Origin of the sequence: Candidatus Alcyoniella australis (assembly GCA_030765605.1) — a bacterium.
Taxonomy (GTDB): Bacteria; Lernaellota; Lernaellaia; order JAVCCG01; family Alcyoniellaceae; genus Alcyoniella; species Alcyoniella australis.
Genome location: JAVCCG010000014.1, coordinates 14,663 through 29,568, shown reverse-complemented (window position 1 = coordinate 29,568; position 14,906 = coordinate 14,663). Strand labels below are relative to the sequence as shown.

Here is a 14,906-nt window from a genome sequence, read left to right as displayed (position 1 = left end):
GTGGGAATAAAATTAAGCACAGCGAATGCTTTTCATCAGAATTGAAAAGGCAAGATTCGTATATACTTAGAATACAGGGGGGGGGCGACATGACTGAATCCAACAGGAAAGACGACTATTCAGAAATTTTCGCAATGAATGATGGAGAGGCAGGGAAGTACCTTACTCCAGAAAAGCGTCAAGAAATTTCAAGTGTAATGGAGCAGCGTAAGTCTCAGAATTTGTGCCCTCTATGTGGAAAACCGTTTCGCGGTGCATATTCCGCCAATGATCTTCCTCCTTTGGAAGAGATGAACTTTACGACACCTATACGTGTATTGGGAATAGAGTGGAATGTGGAGTCAAAGTGCGGCAAAAAATATCGAAAAAATCATGTATTCTCAAAGTAAGTAAAGCAATTTGAAAAACCAAGATAAAGACGGAACGAACGCGAAGAAGAAATCGGTAGGAAGGCGCAAGAAAAGATCAACAAAGGATCCGGTAAACTAAATTAAATAATATTCAATGGAGCAAGCTAAAAAATATAAATAGAAATGAGTAGTACGTGTACACAGTTAAAATAGGAGAGAACCAATACGATTGTAACAGTCTTTATACGCTTGGAGTATGGGCAAGCGAGGGAAGGGTCAACGAATATACGGTTGTATATGACCATTTATCTAGGGAATGGAAGCATGCAGGAACACTAATAAACTTTAACACAATAGTATCTGACAATATAGCGAAAAAGGGAAAGAAAAGACTTTCATCATGGGCGAAAGTGCTATTAATTATCGGCATTTTATTCGTATTGAGTATCTATGGAGATACTATTGTAAACAAGTTAGACGATACAGCATATAGCTTGCAGTTAACTGCGAGAAGACTAGAGGCGTCTCAAAACCGTACGAAAAATAACCAGCAAGTGAGAGGAGACGATAAATTTGAGATTGCAAATGTAAGTTTTAGGCCAGGATATAAGGGTAACTCGATAAAAATTATAGGAGAAATTACAAATAAATCAGGTAGGGACTATCGACGTGCTTGGTATAATATGAGCATATATGGGAAAGAAAACATCCTGGTGGATTCAATAAAAATAGTTATTTATAACTTTAACAATGGTAAAACAAAATCATTCAGTGAAGAATCACACGAGAAATACCAGGAAATAATTGACTATAAAATTGATTTCGACTTTGGGTTTGATAAAAAATAGATTAATACTTTTCATTGGGATTTCTTCTTGGCCAACTCGAGGGTGGTCTTCAGTCCGCGCTCGCGTAGCGTGCGCACCACGAACAGCGGCTTGGTGGTCAGGTGGAAGCGCTTGCCGTATTTGCGCAGTTTGCGCGGGCAGATCCGCAGGCCCACTCCCGGCTCTTGGGGTACGTCGATGGTGCCGTCGGGATTGACCTCCGTCGTATGCTCGAGCATGCCGTCGCGCACATCGGGCATCCAGGCCGGCGGCTCGTAGGGGTACTCGATCCACTGGCGATTGGGCCAGGCCGCGTAGACCGCCAGGTTGGTCAGCAGGCCCGCGCCGTTGGTCCAGGTGTGGGGCGAGAACTGCAATCCGGCCTCTTCGCAGGCGTCCATGGTGCGCTTGCCCGTGCCGATGCCGCAGAAGGTGACGTCGGGCTGCAGGATGTCGTACGAGCCGTGCTTGACGAACATCCGCTGATCGTGCCAGTTGATGTTCAGCTCGCCGCCGGCGATACGCGTCTTGACCCGCGTGCGCAATTCGGCCAGCTCCTCGTAGGCGTTCATATCCAGCGGCTCCTCGATCCACTCGACGTTAAGGTCGTCGCAGATTTTGCCAAACCGCGTGGCGCGCTCTAGGTCCCATAGCGGAGCATCGTCGACCAGGGTCACGCGCCAGCCCTGGTTGGCGTCGACCATCAGCGAGAAGTCGTTGCCCAATTCGGCGCGCACCTCGCGCATGATCTGCTCGTCGTCCTGTTCATCAAAACTGTGCACGCGTAGCTTGACCCCCTTGAAGCCCATCTCGCGGATGCAGTCGAGGTAGGCCCGCCGTTCCGCGATCGGCAGCAGGCTGCCGGTGGAGGCGTAGACGCGGACTTTATCTACGGTGCGATCGTTGCCTGAAAGCAGCTTGTACAGCGGCTTGCCCGCGATCTTGGCCCGCAGGTCCCAGAAGGCGTTCTCGATCCAGTAATTGCTCCAGCCCAAATAGCCGGCCTCGCGCACGCGCTGGCGCGCGGCTACCACGTCCTCGGCGTCGAGCCCGAGCAGGAAGCCGCCGAGCAGGCCGCCCAGGCCCTGGCGCTCGTGGCCAAAGGCGTTGCCCACCGACTCGCCGATCAGACCGTCGTCGGTGTACAGGCGCAGCAGGTTGCTGTGGTTGTACTGCTGCGGGTAACCCGGGATCCAGGTCGAGTAGAACGCCGGCTTGACCGGGATGTCGATGTGATACAGCTCAATGCGGCTGATGCGGCTCATCTGCGCTCCTCGTATCAGTTTCGACGGCCATAGTGAATCAAGCCGTAAATGATGACAACCCCTGTTCAGCAATCGGCGTGAGCGTAGAAAAGGCTTGACAGGCGGGATGCTGTTGTGCTAAAAACAAGCTTAGTTAATTGATCGATGCATTAACAAAGAGTGTAAATGAGCCAATCCAAGATACGCCGGGAGCTGGAGGTCAATGCGGTGCTTAGCGCCTTGATCGCCCGTACACAGCTCGGACAGGTGCTCGATCGCACATCCAACAACTCCGAACGCTTCCTGATTACGCGTCGCGGAGAGGCTGCGGCGGTAATCATCGGCGTGGACGACTTCGTGCGTAACGTAGTGCGCAAGCCGCGGCTGCTGCGCCGGCTGGCAGGGCAGGCCGCACTCTCCGGCGCATCGCAGATGCCCCTGGAGCAGATCCAGCAGCGCGTGGAGCGCTCGTTGGATCGGCGGGCACAGGGGAAACGATGAGCGAGGCGCTAAGGGTCGTGCTCGACTACGACTTGCTGGCCGCCGACGTACTGTGGCCCAAAGGCCGGGCTCCAGGAATTTTGCCCCTGGCGCTGGACGGCCGGATCCACGCGACGTTCGATCCGCAAATGCTCAAAAGCTACACCACGCTGCTGTGCGATTCCGAACTCGGGCTCGACCCGGACGACGTGGTCGAGCTGATCGACTCCCTGACGCGCAACGGCTGCTGTGTGCGCACGCGGCGGCCCTCGAGCGTTCCGGGTTTGAGCGATCCCGATCGGCGGCTGCTGGCCTGCGCCGTGGCCGGTCGCGCCGATGCCTTGATCAGCATGCGCCCCGAACGCTTCGGCCACAGCCGCGTGCGTAACGTGTCGATCGTCGACCCGTCACGTTTTAATGCGCTTTTCATCTCTCGCATCAGCTTGCCGCCACAGGAGGGCGCCGATACAATCGGCCCAACAATCGAGGTTGGAGAATGCCCATGAACAAGGCCGTTCGGTTCCCCCTGACAGTTATGATCGTGGTGTTGCTGCTGGTGAGCGCCTGTCAAAAGCGCGTCAAGCCCGATGACCTGGACAGGGCCGAGGGATACTACCTGCTCGGCGTCTCCTCAATGGAGCTCGGCGACTCCACCGGCGCGCTCGAGTCGTTGTTGATGGCGGTGGAGATCAATCCCCAAGAGCCGCGCTATCACGACGCCGTCGGCCTGGTCTATTACTCCAAGGAGCGCTTCGACAAGGCGATCAACCACTTCAAACAGGCGTTGGCGCTCGATCCGAACTACTCGGACAGCCACCACAACCTGGGCACGGTCTATCTCTACCTGGGTCGCTACAACGAGGCGATCGACGAGTTCAGCGCCGCGCTGCAAAACGACCTGTACCGCAACCGCGCGGCCTCGCTCAACAGCCTGGGCTGGTGCCACTACAAGCTGGGCGATTACGTCAAGGCCGAAGAGTACCTGCAGGGCGTAATCAAGCAGGATCGGCGCTACCTGATCGCCTACAACAACCTGGCGCTGGTCTACATCGCCATGGATCGCGGCGAGGACGCGGTAGCGACCTTACTGCGCGTGCTCGAGCTGTCGCCGGACTACGCGGAGGCGCATCTCAACCTGGGGATCGCCTACACCAAGATCGGCCGCACCGATCAGGCCAAGGTCGAGTTCGCCAAGGTGATCGAGGTCGATCCCTACGGCAAGCTCGGCGATCAGGCCAAGCAATACCTGAGGCTATTACGGGGGGGGCCAGATGGAGAACCTGGGGGACTTCCTTAGACGCGAACGGGAATTTCGCGGGATCAGCATCGTACAGGTAGCACAGCAGACCAAGGTCAATCTCAGCTTGCTGCAGGCCATCGAGCATCTGGACTGGGAGCGCATTCCCTGCCGGACCTATATGCGCGGGCATTTGCGCGCCTACGCTCAGTTCATCGGCCTCGACACCGAGGACCTGATCCTGCGCTATGAGCAGCAACACGAGCAGCATCTGGCCGATCTGCAGCGCGCCGGCGAGCACGACGCCACCCCGATTAAACGGCCGAGCCTGGTCGAGCGCATCAGCGAGGCGATCCGCCTGTCCAAGGTCGCGGGCTTCTAGTGCCGCTGATCAGCCCCGAGCTCGAGCGCGAGCTGGCGCCGCTTTGCGCGCTTGAGCCGCGCGTGGCTGTGGTGCTCGGATCGGGGCACGGCGGATTTATCGACCGACTGCAAATCCAGGAGCGCCTCGAGTACGCGCAGCTGCCCGAGTTCAACGCGGCCGACGACGTGCCCGGCCACGCCGGAGAGTTGATCGTCGGCATGCTCGATGGAGTGCGCGTCGCCGCCTTTTCCGGCCGCTTTCACTATTACCAGGGGCTCCAGGGCCCGCAAGTCGTGCTGCCGGTGCTCGCGGCCCACGCCATGGGGATCGAGCGGTTGGTGCTGACCTGCGCCTGCGGCGTGGTCAACCTCGAGTGGGAAGCCGGGGACATCGTCTTTATTTCCGATCAGGTCAATCTCCAGGGCCGCAACCCGCTGATCGAGCTGCAACGACTGGAGCCGCAGCGTGAGCGGTTCGTCGACATGAGCCGCGCCTACAGCCTCGATCCGGCCGCGGAACTGATCGAGGCGGGTAGGGCGGCCGGCGTCCGCGTGCACGTCGGGACCGTGGCAGCGCTGCTCGGCCCAAGCTACGAGACACCGGCCGAGATCCGCATGATTCGCACCATGGGCGTCGACGCGGTGACCATGAGCACCGTACCCGAGGCGCTCGTCGCCCAGTGGCTGGGCATGCGACTGGTTGCCCTGGGCCTAGTGGCGAACAAGGCTGCCAGTGATCGCGGTCCCGGACTTTCGCACGCCATGGTCCTGGACTCGGTGCGACGCAGTGCGCCCGCGATGCACGACGTGCTCTCTAAAGCAATCCAGCTGCTTTCGCAGTAACCACAATATTTCGTATAACAATTGCGATGAGGCGAATGCTGACCATCGCGGTGCTTGGCCTGTGCCTGACACTGGTTGCCGCCTGCCAGGCGCAGCGCTCAACCTCGCAGCCTCCGCTGACCGACCAACTGCAGATCCCCAAGCTGATGCCGCGCAAGACCGTGACCATCGAGGTTCGCGGACCAATGGAGGACCTGGCGATTTGGGTCAACGGCGTGTACAGCGGGATGACTACCCCGGACCTAATCACCCTGAGTACCGGCGACCTGGTTTACGTCTACTCCGTGGGCAGCGGCGCACACCTGGTGCGCGGCGACGAGCAGTTCGTCGAATTCTCGGTGGAACAGACCCAGGACGCTTACAACCTGCTGGTCGACGTGGGCCAGGGACCGCAGCTCATCGGCTACCGCTTCAAACGTTGGGTCGGCCAGCAGACGTTCAGCGAATTGATCGAGGCGCTGCCCACGCTGCGCGTGGTCGACTTGGGCCGCTGCGTGGAAATCACCAACCTCGAGCCGTTGGCAACGCGCACCGGCCTGATCGCGCTGGGCCTGTGGCAGAGCCCGATCGAGGACCTCAAGCCCATCGCGGGCCTGGTCAATCTGCGCAGCCTGGACCTGCGCGAGACAGCAGTGGACGATCTGGACGTGCTCTTGCAGTTGCGGTTGCTGCGCGAGTTGTTTCTCAATCACAGCAGCGTGTCCGACCTAGATCCGCTGAGCCGGATCAGCGGATTGCGGAGGCTGGACCTGCGCGACGCGCCCGTGGCCGACCTGGGGCCGATCGCCGGTCTGGGCGAGCTGCGCGTGCTGATGCTCGGCGGCACGGAGGTTGAGGACATCGAAGCTCTGGCCGGGCTTGAAAACCTGAGCTGGCTGAGCCTGGCCTGGACCCGCGTCAGCGACATCTCGGCTTTGGCCAAACTTCAGCAACTCGAGCTGGTCTCGTTTTACGGCACCGACGTGCCGGCAGCGCAGATCCAGGACTTCCAGCGCACGCACCCGCAATGCGAGGTCTACTAGGCGGCTTCGAGGCGGCTTAGAGCCGCCACAAAACTCGCGTAGTTCGCTGATTTCCACGACCCGCCCCGCGCCCCGGCTTTGAGCCGGGCACAAAACTCGCGCATTGCGATTGTAATTAAACAACGACCAATTCCGCGTCGGCACCTTTAAGGTGCTGGCTTGGAGCCGCTGTTTGACATGCTGCGTCATCCGCTGCAAGCTGGCGCCATGCGTTTTCGAACAAAAGCACGCCTGCTGAGCATGGCCGCAGCCATGCCCGGCGCAGAGCTGTTCGAGCGCTGCTACAGGCGTCGCACGGCCCTGCAGCGTTCGGTGCTCATCGACTGCGCCGCGGGAATAAAAATGATCAACCGGCTGCAGCGCCTGGCGGGTCTGAACGTGCAAAGCGCCAAGGTGCTCGAGCTGGGCTGCGGCTGCTCGCCGGTCTGCGCGGTGCTGCTTTCGCTGCTGGGTGCGGAGCGCATTGTGCTCACCGACGCACGTCCCCTACTCGAACTTGCCGACCTCGACCGGGTGCTCGAGAAGTTCGGCAAGCGGCTGCACTTGATCGCCGAGGAGCTCGATGCCTACGAGCCGTTGCTTGACTCGCGCTGGCGCATTCTGCGCGCGGGCAAGAGCATGGAGCAGATCTTGGACAGTGGTCGCATCGAGTACTTGGCCCCAACCGAGCTCGACGACACCGGCCTGCAGGCCGGAGCCTACGACGTAGTCTGCTCCCGCAACGTGCTCGAGCACGTGCCCGAATTCGAGCTGCCCGGGATGCTGGCCGAGAGCATGCGACTGTTGCGGCCCGGCGGATTCGCCTACCACATCGTCGACCTCTCCGATCACTTCAGCCACCGGGATCGCTCGATCAATCGGCTCAACTTTTTGCGCTATTCGGATCGGCGCTGGGCGGCGCTGGGGCAGAACCGAATTTTCTACCTCAACCGTCTGCGCTCGGGACAGATCGTGCAAATGATCAGCGAGGCGGGGATGCAGATCCTGCACGTCGAGCAGCAGTCCGACCCGCGGGATATCGAGTTCCTCAGGTCGCTGGACCTGCCCGAACGCTTCGAGGGCATGCAGCGCGAGGAACTGGCCGTGCACAACATCCACGTGCTGGCCGTCAAACCATCGTATTAGTTTGAGTCAGACGATCCGGCCCAGCTTGCGGTAGAGGGTCTTGCGGTCGATGCCCAGCTGCCGTGCGGCCTCGGAGCGATTGCCGCCGCACTCGGCGAGCACCTGCGCGATGTACTTGCGCTCCAGCTCGGCCAGGCTCAGTCCCGGCGGCAGCTCGGGGTGCATCGAATCGTCGTGAAGTGCCGCGTCCAGGGCAAGGGAATCGGGGGTGATCAATTCGTCGCGGGTTAATACCACCGCGCGCTCCAGGGCGTTTTCCAGCTCGCGCACGTTGCCCGGCCAGTCGTGCTCCAGCAGCCGCTCGAGCGCCTCGTCGCTCAAATGCTTGGGATCTTTACTCGAGTCCTGGGCGATCTGCCGTAGGATCTGGTCGGCGAGCACGCTCAAATCCTCGCGTCGCAGACGCAGCTGGGGCACGGTCAGCGTGACCACGTTCAGCCGGTAGAACAGGTCGCGGCGGAAATTGCCCTGTTCCACCAGCTCGTCCAGCGGCTGGGCCGTGGCTGCCAGCAGGCGGAAGTCCACAGGATGCTCGTGGTCGGAGCCGACTGCGCGCACGCTGCGCTCCTGAATCACGCGCAACAGCTTGACCTGCACCGACTCGGCGACATCGGCGATCTCGTCGAGCAGCAGGGTGCCGCCATGGGCCTCGGCCATTACTCCCGGGCGGTCGCACTCGGCCCCGGTGAAGGCCCCGCGGGTCACGCCGAACATCTCGCTTTCGATTAGAGTCTCGGGGATCGCCGAGCACGAGAGCACTACGAACGGGCCCTTGGCGCGCGGAGAGTTGGTGTGGATCCAGCGCGCCAGCCGCTCCTTGCCGGTTCCCGACGCTCCCTGGATTAGTACCGTGGTCTCCATCGGCGCCACGCGCTGGGCGAGCTTGAGCAGCTCGCGCATCGGATGGCTGTTCGTCACCAGCGAGAAGCGAGCGCCGGGCTTGGTCATTTCAGTGCAACTGCCTTGACGTTGGCGGTTATCGTCTCGCCGCTGCGCCAGACCGTCAGCCGCAGGGCGCTGCCCGGAGCGCTGCCCGAGATCAGCCGTACGAAATCGCGCGGCGATTCCACGGCCTGACCGTCGATCGCGGTCACCACGTCGCCGCGGCGCAGACCCGAGTACTCGGCCGGTCCGCCGCGGTAGACGCGGCTGACCAATGCGCCCGCGGACGGCAGGTTGCGCGACTGTCGCAGCTTGGGCGTAATCTCGGTCACGGCCACGCCGACGGTCGCCCGCCGTACCCGGCCCTCGCGCGCCAGTATTGGCAGTACGTCCTTGACCAGGTTGATCGGAACGGCGAAGCCGATGCCCTGGGCACCCTGGATGATCGCGGTGTTGACGCCGATCACCTGGCCGCGCAAATCGACCAGCGGCCCGCCGGAGTTGCCCGGGTTGATCTGGGCCGAGGTCTGCAGATAGTCCTCGAACCCCTCGCGCAAAGTGCCCGAGCTGATCGTGCGTCCTTTGGCCGAGAGGATGCCCATCGTCACCGTGCCCGACAGGCCGAAGGGGTTGCCCACGGCCACGGTGAAGTCGCCGACCCGCGCGCGCTCCGAGTCGCCGAGTCGCAGATAGGGCAGCGCACGGTCGGTCTCGATCTTGAGCAGAGCCAGGTCGATGATCGGGTCGCGGCCGATCACCCGCGCCGAGGCGATCTGCGCTCGATCGGGCAGCACCACGCCGATCTGGTCGGCGTGCTCGATCACGTGGTTGTTGGTGACGATAAATCCGTCGTCCGTGATCAGGAACCCGGTGCCCAGGCTGTTGGCCTCGTAGTCCAGGCCCGGCAGCGGAACCTGCAAAATGCCGAAGCTCATCCCGGCCTGAATCTCGGCCGTGGTGAAGATGTTGACCACCGCCGGGTTGACCTGATCGGCCAGGTCGGAGTAGGTCGTGCTGTTGATCTGAACCCGCCCGATGGGGTCGAGGCTCCCCTCGGTCCACAGCTCGGCGGGCGCCGCGCTCCCCAGGCCCGGCGGATAATGTGGGCCGGTCTGCTGCACCGCGCGGGTGTTGTTGTTGCGCGTGAGTACGATGCAAGAACAGAGCATCGCGCTGGTCAGGACTATCAGGACGATCGTCAACAAACGTTTGGCTTGGGCCATTGCCATTCCTCTTGGATGTAACAGGCAGTATACAAGGTTGGCCCATAATATTCATGGTACTTCTTAATCAGGGCACTCCAGCAGTGGACGGAGCGCCGCGGAAATTAGATTGGGGGGTACGGCCTCTCGACCGCACCCCCCGAGTACCACAGCAGTGAGGTATGGGGAGGTCTCAGGGATACGGGGGATCCCCTGAGAGAGCATGCGATTTCACAGAATTTTGCCCGCCTGTGTTCCTCCCATGCTCAACTGATTATTTAGCAACCGATGTGCCAACCAGTCGAACGTTTTACATTTACCAACCTAACTGATTAATAAAAATGAATTATTCTTACATTTCCGTTTATAATCTGCTTGCATGGCAGCGCGCGTCATGGGGCGAAAGGCAACACTCCTTGCTGTTTCTTGCATAGCAGCGGTCAATCGTACATCAGCAATAATGAGACGTGTCGGGATAAAGATAATGCTTACAACTGCTGGAAAATTGTGGTATTAATTCCAAAGGACTGAAAATAAAAGCAAGTTTCGTGGTGTCCAGCCACGGTATAGGCACGCAACCGGCAGGGGCTGGGTATGAGCAGCAATGGGGCGATTCCCGAGCACCTCTCAATCAGGCAAAGGTTCTTTACTTTATCGAACAGGATGACGGTCTTCGGCCCCCACGGGTCCGAGCTGTACCGCATCGACTGCCCGTCGTTCAGGCTCAAAAAAAACGTCTACGTGTACCAGGGCGGGGAAAAAGGCAAACAGCTGTTCTTTATCAGTCCGGTCTACGGCATCGACTGGAACATGATGGTTTGTACGCCCGACGACCAGATCATCGGCGTGCTGCAGTACCGGCGCGGAGACAGTGGCAAGGGACCAAAGTGCTGGTATTTCATCGACGCTGACGGGCGCGAGCGGATGTGCGTCAATCCCGAGCTTAGCTCAATGCAGCGCGTACGTCGTTGGTTCTCGCTGCTGTCGTTCCACCGTTATCAGGTGCTGGTCAACGGCGAGGTGGCCGCGATCTTCGAGAAGCACTCCGGCCTGGTCCACGGCCATTATGAGATCGACCTGCTGTCCAGTTCGCTCAAGGAACAGGACGTTCATGGGCTGCTGGCCACCTGCATCGCACTTTCCGGCATCTTTCGGATGGTGTTTACCAGGTTCAGTTAGAGCGTTTAGCTCAATTCTATCGATCGACAATAATCCAGTTTAGAAATGGATCGCGGCGCTGATCAGCGTCGTGTTGCCGCCGATCACCAGGTTCCCCTCGTTCGCCTCGATCTTGCCGTAACTGACTTTGTCGGTCAGCAGCAGGCCCCAGCGGCGCGAGAGGCGCAGCTCGAGGCTGACCACCGCCGAGTACAGCGGGGTAAAGCCGTAGATCGTCTCGTCGAGTTGGAAGGTCTCGCCGCCGACCTCGACGTCGACCACGTAGTAGGCGGCGAACGAGCACAGCGCCACGTCCACTCCGCCCGCCAGGTCGAAGCGCGGGCTGATCCGCCAGTGCACGCGGGGCGCGAGCAGGGTCAGGTAAACGGCGTTGGCCGCGTACGGCCCGCTGAACTTCGCCCCCTCGCGTTCTAAATCGAGCTGGCGCGTGCCGCCGAAAAATCCCACGCCCCAGGCCATGCCCAGCTGCGGGATAATCAGATGCTCCCACTCGATCTGGATTGCCGGCCCATGGTATGAGCCCAGGTCGAACTCGTCGCGCAGGGTCCAACGGATCTCGCCCGGCGTAATCGGCAGCGCGCCGTCGGGCTCGCGTCCGGTCTCGCGCAGAGAGCCTCCGTAGTACAGGTGGTAGCCCAGACCGATTGCGATGCGGTTGTGCATCGTGCGCGCCATGTCGAGTCGATCGGTCGGCTGATCGACGATCGGCTCGGCGAACGGGTCGGCCGCATCCTCGGCCACAGCGCCCAACGCACAGCACGTCAGGCACAGCAGCGCGATCAGCGCGGCACAGGCGATTTGCATCATCGGCTGGTTCAACGCCTACCTCCGCTCCCGGCACGTTGAAAGCGTCTCACGGCGCGATTGTGCTCGGCCAGGGTTGTTGAGAACTGATGGCTGCCGTCGTTGCGGCTGACAAAGTATAGATACGGAACGTCCGCCGGGTAAAGCGCAGCCTCGATCGCGCCCGCTCCGGGATTGGCGATCGGCCCGGGCGGCAGGTCTTTGTGCAGGTAGGTGTTGTATCGGTTGGAGCGGTCGCGCAGATGCGAGCGCCGCAGGTTGCCGTCGAAATCAGCAATGCCGTAGATCACCGTCGGGTCGCAGGCCAATGGAATGCCGCGCTCGATCCGGCTGTGGAACACCGCCGAGATAAGCGGTCGCTCCTGGGCCTGCGCGGTCTCCTTCTCGATCAGCGAGGCCAGGGTCAGCACCTGGAGCTTGGTCATCCCCAACTGCTTGGCGCGGCGCTGCAGGCGCGGCGTGTAGACCTGATCGAGCTGCTGCACCATCGCCGTCAGCAACTCCCGCGGCCCTTGGAACAGTTCGTAGTGATAGGTCTCGGGGAACAGGTAGCCCTCGAGGCTCGGAGCCTCAACGCCCAGCTGGGCGATCAATCGACTGTCGTGCGCCAGCGCGATTACCTCGTCGGCCGCGGCGATTCCCTGCTGATCGAACAGCGCGGCGATCTGCTTGATGTTGTAGCCCTCGGGAACGGTGAGCACGTGGGCCACGGTCGAGCCAGATGTCAGCGCCTCGAGCAGCTCGCCGGGCCGTAGGTCATCGCGCAAAGAGTATTCGCCGGCGCGGATCGATCGATCCTTGTTCATACGCCGGACGAACAGCGCGAAAGCCCGCTGGTCGCTGATCAGGCCCGCCTGCTCGAGTTGTTCGCAGATTTTTGCAAGCGAGCTACCCTGCTCGATCAACAGCCGCACCTCTTGGCCTTGGCCCGGAGCCCGCAGTAAAAAGCCGGCGATCAGCGCCGCAACGCAGACCACGACCAACGTCACGACCACGATCAGCACGATCAGTGTGCGGTTTAACTTTTTGCGCGCCACTGTAAATACTGCCTAAGGATCAATGTTGCGGCCAGCTTGTCGCTGGCCTGTTTTCTGCGTTTGCGACTGACGTCGGCCTCGATCATCATCCGTTCGGCCTCCCAGCTTGTCAGCCGCTCGTCGGCGAAATCAACGCGTAGGTCGTGGCCCTCGAGCAACGCGGCGAACTTGCGGGTCAGCACGGCGCGTTCGCCCTCGCTGCCGTCCATGTTTAGCGGCAGGCCCAGCACGATCAGCTCCACGCTGCGCCCCTGCGCCTCGTGGGCCACAAGCTCGGCCGCAGCCTCGAGGGTTCCGGGGTTGGTCAGCGTGTCCGATGGCAGCGCGATCTGCTCGGACGGATCGCTCACCGCCAGTCCGATGCGTTTGTCGCCGTAGTCCACGGCCATGATGATCATCCTGTTATTTCGCCCGATGCTCTGGCCCGCGTCAAGCAACGCGGCTCTTGAACCCTGTTGCATACGATGGTAGACTTCCTGTTCAACCTGGAGGTTGCCGATGATCGTAAAGCTCGAACGCCTGCTGCCGGTGCTGCTGGCCTTGGCTCTGACCGCTGCGCTGCTGCTGAGCATCGCCTGCGCTGACGACGACGACGACGACCAGGCGGACGACGATACGGGCGACGACGATACGGGCGACGACGACGCAGACGACGATGACGACGATGATGATCTCGTAGTCGGCCCCGCGGACAACGAGCCGCCGTTCTGGCCCGAGTGGGTGCTCGAACACTGGGTCTGGGAAGACGAGGGCGACCGCGGCAGCGCCGAGCAGTTGGTCGCCGATTACCTGGCCCACGAGATCCCGGTGGGCGCGCTGATTATCGACAGCCCGTGGGAGACCGGCTACAACTCGTTCGTGCCCGACCCCGAGGACTATCCCGACGCGGGTGCGATGATCGACGGGCTCCACGAGCTGGACGTGCGCGTGCTGTTCTGGATTACCGGCAACGTCAACCTCGACTCGCCGAACTACGATGAGGCCTGCGACAACGGCTATTTGCTCAGCGATTGCCGCACGGTCGACTGGTGGAAGGGCGAGGGCTCGTTCATCGACCTGACCAATCCCGACGCGGTCGACTGGTGGCATTCGCAGATCGACCAGATGCTCGACCTGGGCATCGACGGCTGGAAGTGCGACGGCACCGGGCCCTACATGTACCTCTGGGTATACGCCACGGGCTACGGCGGTACGATTTTCCCCTGGGAATGGATGGAGATGTACTACGCCGACTTCTTCGACTACACGCGGGAGCGGCTGGGGCCCGATCGCGTGACCCTCGCGCGGCCGTTCGATTCCTACGGTCTGCCCTTGGGGCTCGAGTTCGCGCCGCGCGATAAGCTGGCCTCGGGCTGGGTCGGCGACCAGGATCCGACCTGGAGCGGTTTGCAGGCCGCGATGTTCAACATCTTTGAGTCGGGCCGCCGCGCGTTCGTCAACGTCGGCTCGGACATCGGCGGCTACCGCGAGGACGAGCTGCGCGACAAGGAACTGTTCATCCGCTGGGCCCAGTTCGGCGCGCTGTGCCCGATCATGGAAAACGGCGGCGGCGGCGAGCATCGGCCGTGGATCTACGACGAGCAGGTGCTTTCGATCTACCGCGATTACGTAAACCTGCACCTGACGCTCAAACCCTACCTTTACAGCATGGGTGCCGAGGCGTTCGTGCGCGAGGTCGGCCTGATGCGCCAGCTCGAGGGCGAGATCGACCTGGGCCGCTACATGCTGGGCGATAACCTACTGGTGGCTGCGATTTACCAGGCGGGCGCTTCGCGCGAGATCGAGTTTCCCGAAGGGGTCTGGATCGACTGGTTCGACGGCTCCGAGCACAGCGGGCCGAGCGTCGAGACCATCGACTACTCCCTGGAACGCTATCCGATCTTCGTGCGCAAGGGCTCGATCATCCCCCTGGAGCTGGGCGAGGATTCAATCGTCCAGGGCGATGCGGGCACGCCGCCGGCGCTGACCGTGCGTATTGATCCGCTGGTTGCGCAGAACTTTGAACTCTACGAGGAGGGGCGCAACGGCGCGACGATCTCCTACGAGTTGGCCGATGCGTTGCAAATCGAGATCAGCGCCAACGACCGCGCCTACGCCCTGTTGGTCCGTGGGCAGTCCAAGCCTGCAACCGTGAGCTGCGAACCCCACGGCGTGCTGGACGAGTGCGCGTCGATCGATGCCCTAAGCGCGGTCGAGCGCGGCTGGTGGTTCGACGCAACAACGGCCGAGCTGTGGATCAAGCCCGGCGCTGCCCAGCGTGGCCTGCGAGTGAGTGTGCAGTAGAGTTTTACTGCTGCTCAAGGCCACCTCA

Annotated in this window: 17 protein-coding genes; 11 read left to right on the top strand and 6 right to left on the bottom strand. The window is 61.0% G+C overall.

Annotated features, from left to right (window positions below; translation table 11 throughout):
- Positions 1 to 389: hypothetical protein (locus tag P9M14_01380; protein MDP8254378.1), on the top strand; the 389-nt coding region annotated here is incomplete at its 5' end.
- Between the two features lie 155 nt (positions 390 to 544).
- Positions 545 to 1,198, top strand: a complete 654-nt coding sequence (locus tag P9M14_01375; GenBank protein MDP8254377.1) for a hypothetical protein — start codon at positions 545 to 547, stop codon at positions 1,196 to 1,198.
- A gap of 11 nt (positions 1,199 to 1,209) precedes the next feature.
- Here the strand turns inward: P9M14_01375 and P9M14_01370 are convergent, their stop codons facing one another.
- A complete protein-coding gene (locus P9M14_01370) occupies positions 1,210 to 2,442 on the bottom strand; it encodes a mandelate racemase/muconate lactonizing enzyme family protein (GenBank protein MDP8254376.1) in 1,233 nt (410 codons plus the stop codon).
- Positions 2,443 to 2,607: 165 nt separating this feature from the next.
- Between P9M14_01370 and P9M14_01365 the strand changes: the two genes are divergently transcribed.
- From P9M14_01365 to P9M14_01335, 7 genes are all read left to right on the top strand, one after another.
- A complete protein-coding gene (locus tag P9M14_01365; protein MDP8254375.1) occupies positions 2,608 to 2,922 on the top strand; it encodes a type II toxin-antitoxin system Phd/YefM family antitoxin in 315 nt (104 codons plus the stop codon).
- On the top strand, positions 2,919 to 3,407 hold the full coding sequence (locus tag P9M14_01360) for a hypothetical protein (protein MDP8254374.1): 489 nt from the start codon (positions 2,919 to 2,921) through the stop codon (positions 3,405 to 3,407). Before P9M14_01365 ends, P9M14_01360 begins: the two co-directional genes overlap by 4 nt.
- A complete protein-coding gene (locus P9M14_01355; protein ID MDP8254373.1) occupies positions 3,404 to 4,198 on the top strand; it encodes a tetratricopeptide repeat protein in 795 nt (264 codons plus the stop codon). Before P9M14_01360 ends, P9M14_01355 begins: the two co-directional genes overlap by 4 nt.
- Positions 4,173 to 4,520, top strand: coding sequence for a helix-turn-helix transcriptional regulator (locus P9M14_01350; GenBank protein MDP8254372.1), 348 nt, complete (start codon positions 4,173 to 4,175; stop codon positions 4,518 to 4,520). Before P9M14_01355 ends, P9M14_01350 begins: the two co-directional genes overlap by 26 nt.
- Positions 4,520 to 5,344, top strand: a complete 825-nt coding sequence (locus tag P9M14_01345; protein ID MDP8254371.1) for a purine-nucleoside phosphorylase — start codon at positions 4,520 to 4,522, stop codon at positions 5,342 to 5,344. Before P9M14_01350 ends, P9M14_01345 begins: the two co-directional genes overlap by 1 nt.
- Positions 5,345 to 5,379: 35 nt before the next feature.
- A complete protein-coding gene (locus P9M14_01340) occupies positions 5,380 to 6,366 on the top strand; it encodes a hypothetical protein (GenBank protein MDP8254370.1) in 987 nt (328 codons plus the stop codon).
- A gap of 207 nt (positions 6,367 to 6,573) precedes the next feature.
- A complete protein-coding gene (locus P9M14_01335; protein ID MDP8254369.1) occupies positions 6,574 to 7,491 on the top strand; it encodes a class I SAM-dependent methyltransferase in 918 nt (305 codons plus the stop codon).
- Between the two features lie 6 nt (positions 7,492 to 7,497).
- Here P9M14_01335 and P9M14_01330 read toward each other — a convergent pair whose 3' ends face one another.
- Both P9M14_01330 and P9M14_01325 read right to left on the bottom strand, forming a co-directional pair.
- Positions 7,498 to 8,439, bottom strand: a complete 942-nt coding sequence (locus tag P9M14_01330; protein ID MDP8254368.1) for a sigma-54 dependent transcriptional regulator — start codon at positions 8,437 to 8,439, stop codon at positions 7,498 to 7,500.
- Positions 8,436 to 9,596, bottom strand: coding sequence for a trypsin-like peptidase domain-containing protein (locus P9M14_01325; protein MDP8254367.1), 1,161 nt, complete (start codon positions 9,594 to 9,596; stop codon positions 8,436 to 8,438). The genes P9M14_01330 and P9M14_01325 overlap by 4 nt, the downstream gene beginning before the upstream one ends.
- Positions 9,597 to 10,238: 642 nt before the next feature.
- On the opposite strand from P9M14_01325, the gene P9M14_01320 reads away from it, so the two are divergent.
- Complete coding sequence (locus P9M14_01320) at positions 10,239 to 10,754, top strand: hypothetical protein (protein ID MDP8254366.1); 516 nt, start codon at positions 10,239 to 10,241, stop codon at positions 10,752 to 10,754.
- 39 nt (positions 10,755 to 10,793) lie between these two features.
- On the opposite strand, the gene P9M14_01315 is transcribed toward P9M14_01320, so the two are convergent.
- Genes P9M14_01315 through ruvX form a run of 3 tightly spaced genes read right to left on the bottom strand, consistent with a single transcriptional unit; the run spans position 10,794 to position 12,984 of the window.
- A complete protein-coding gene (locus P9M14_01315; protein MDP8254365.1) occupies positions 10,794 to 11,573 on the bottom strand; it encodes a hypothetical protein in 780 nt (259 codons plus the stop codon).
- A complete protein-coding gene (gene mltG, locus P9M14_01310) occupies positions 11,570 to 12,595 on the bottom strand; it encodes an endolytic transglycosylase MltG (GenBank protein MDP8254364.1) in 1,026 nt (341 codons plus the stop codon). The genes P9M14_01315 and mltG overlap by 4 nt, the downstream gene beginning before the upstream one ends.
- Positions 12,577 to 12,984: a Holliday junction resolvase RuvX gene (ruvX, locus tag P9M14_01305; protein ID MDP8254363.1), complete on the bottom strand. Its 408-nt coding sequence runs from the start codon at positions 12,982 to 12,984 to the stop codon at positions 12,577 to 12,579. The genes mltG and ruvX overlap by 19 nt, the downstream gene beginning before the upstream one ends.
- 109 nt (positions 12,985 to 13,093) lie before the next feature.
- Between ruvX and P9M14_01300 the strand changes: the two genes are divergently transcribed.
- Positions 13,094 to 14,878: a glycoside hydrolase family 31 protein gene (locus tag P9M14_01300; GenBank protein MDP8254362.1), complete on the top strand. Its 1,785-nt coding sequence runs from the start codon at positions 13,094 to 13,096 to the stop codon at positions 14,876 to 14,878.
- The last annotated feature ends 28 nt before the right edge of the window (positions 14,879 to 14,906 follow it).

What these genes read in the sequence shown, in the direction of transcription:
- P9M14_01325 (MDP8254367.1), bottom strand. Translation starts at nt 9,596, where the DNA reads ATGGCCCAAGCCAAACGTTTGTTGACGATCGTCCTGATAGTCCTGACC.
- P9M14_01365 (MDP8254375.1), top strand. Translation starts at nt 2,608, where the DNA reads ATGAGCCAATCCAAGATACGCCGGGAGCTGGAGGTCAATGCGGTGCTT.
- P9M14_01330 (MDP8254368.1), bottom strand. Translation starts at nt 8,439, where the DNA reads ATGACCAAGCCCGGCGCTCGCTTCTCGCTGGTGACGAACAGCCATCCG.
- P9M14_01320 (MDP8254366.1), top strand. Translation starts at nt 10,239, where the DNA reads ATGACGGTCTTCGGCCCCCACGGGTCCGAGCTGTACCGCATCGACTGC.
- P9M14_01335 (MDP8254369.1), top strand. Translation starts at nt 6,574, where the DNA reads ATGCGTTTTCGAACAAAAGCACGCCTGCTGAGCATGGCCGCAGCCATG.
- P9M14_01370 (MDP8254376.1), bottom strand. Translation starts at nt 2,442, where the DNA reads ATGAGCCGCATCAGCCGCATTGAGCTGTATCACATCGACATCCCGGTC.
- P9M14_01360 (MDP8254374.1), top strand. Translation starts at nt 2,919, where the DNA reads ATGAGCGAGGCGCTAAGGGTCGTGCTCGACTACGACTTGCTGGCCGCC.
- P9M14_01300 (MDP8254362.1), top strand. Translation starts at nt 13,094, where the DNA reads ATGATCGTAAAGCTCGAACGCCTGCTGCCGGTGCTGCTGGCCTTGGCT.
- P9M14_01355 (MDP8254373.1), top strand. Translation starts at nt 3,404, where the DNA reads ATGAACAAGGCCGTTCGGTTCCCCCTGACAGTTATGATCGTGGTGTTG.
- P9M14_01340 (MDP8254370.1), top strand. Translation starts at nt 5,380, where the DNA reads ATGCTGACCATCGCGGTGCTTGGCCTGTGCCTGACACTGGTTGCCGCC.
- P9M14_01350 (MDP8254372.1), top strand. Translation starts at nt 4,173, where the DNA reads ATGGAGAACCTGGGGGACTTCCTTAGACGCGAACGGGAATTTCGCGGG.
- ruvX (MDP8254363.1), bottom strand. Translation starts at nt 12,984, where the DNA reads ATGGCCGTGGACTACGGCGACAAACGCATCGGACTGGCGGTGAGCGAT.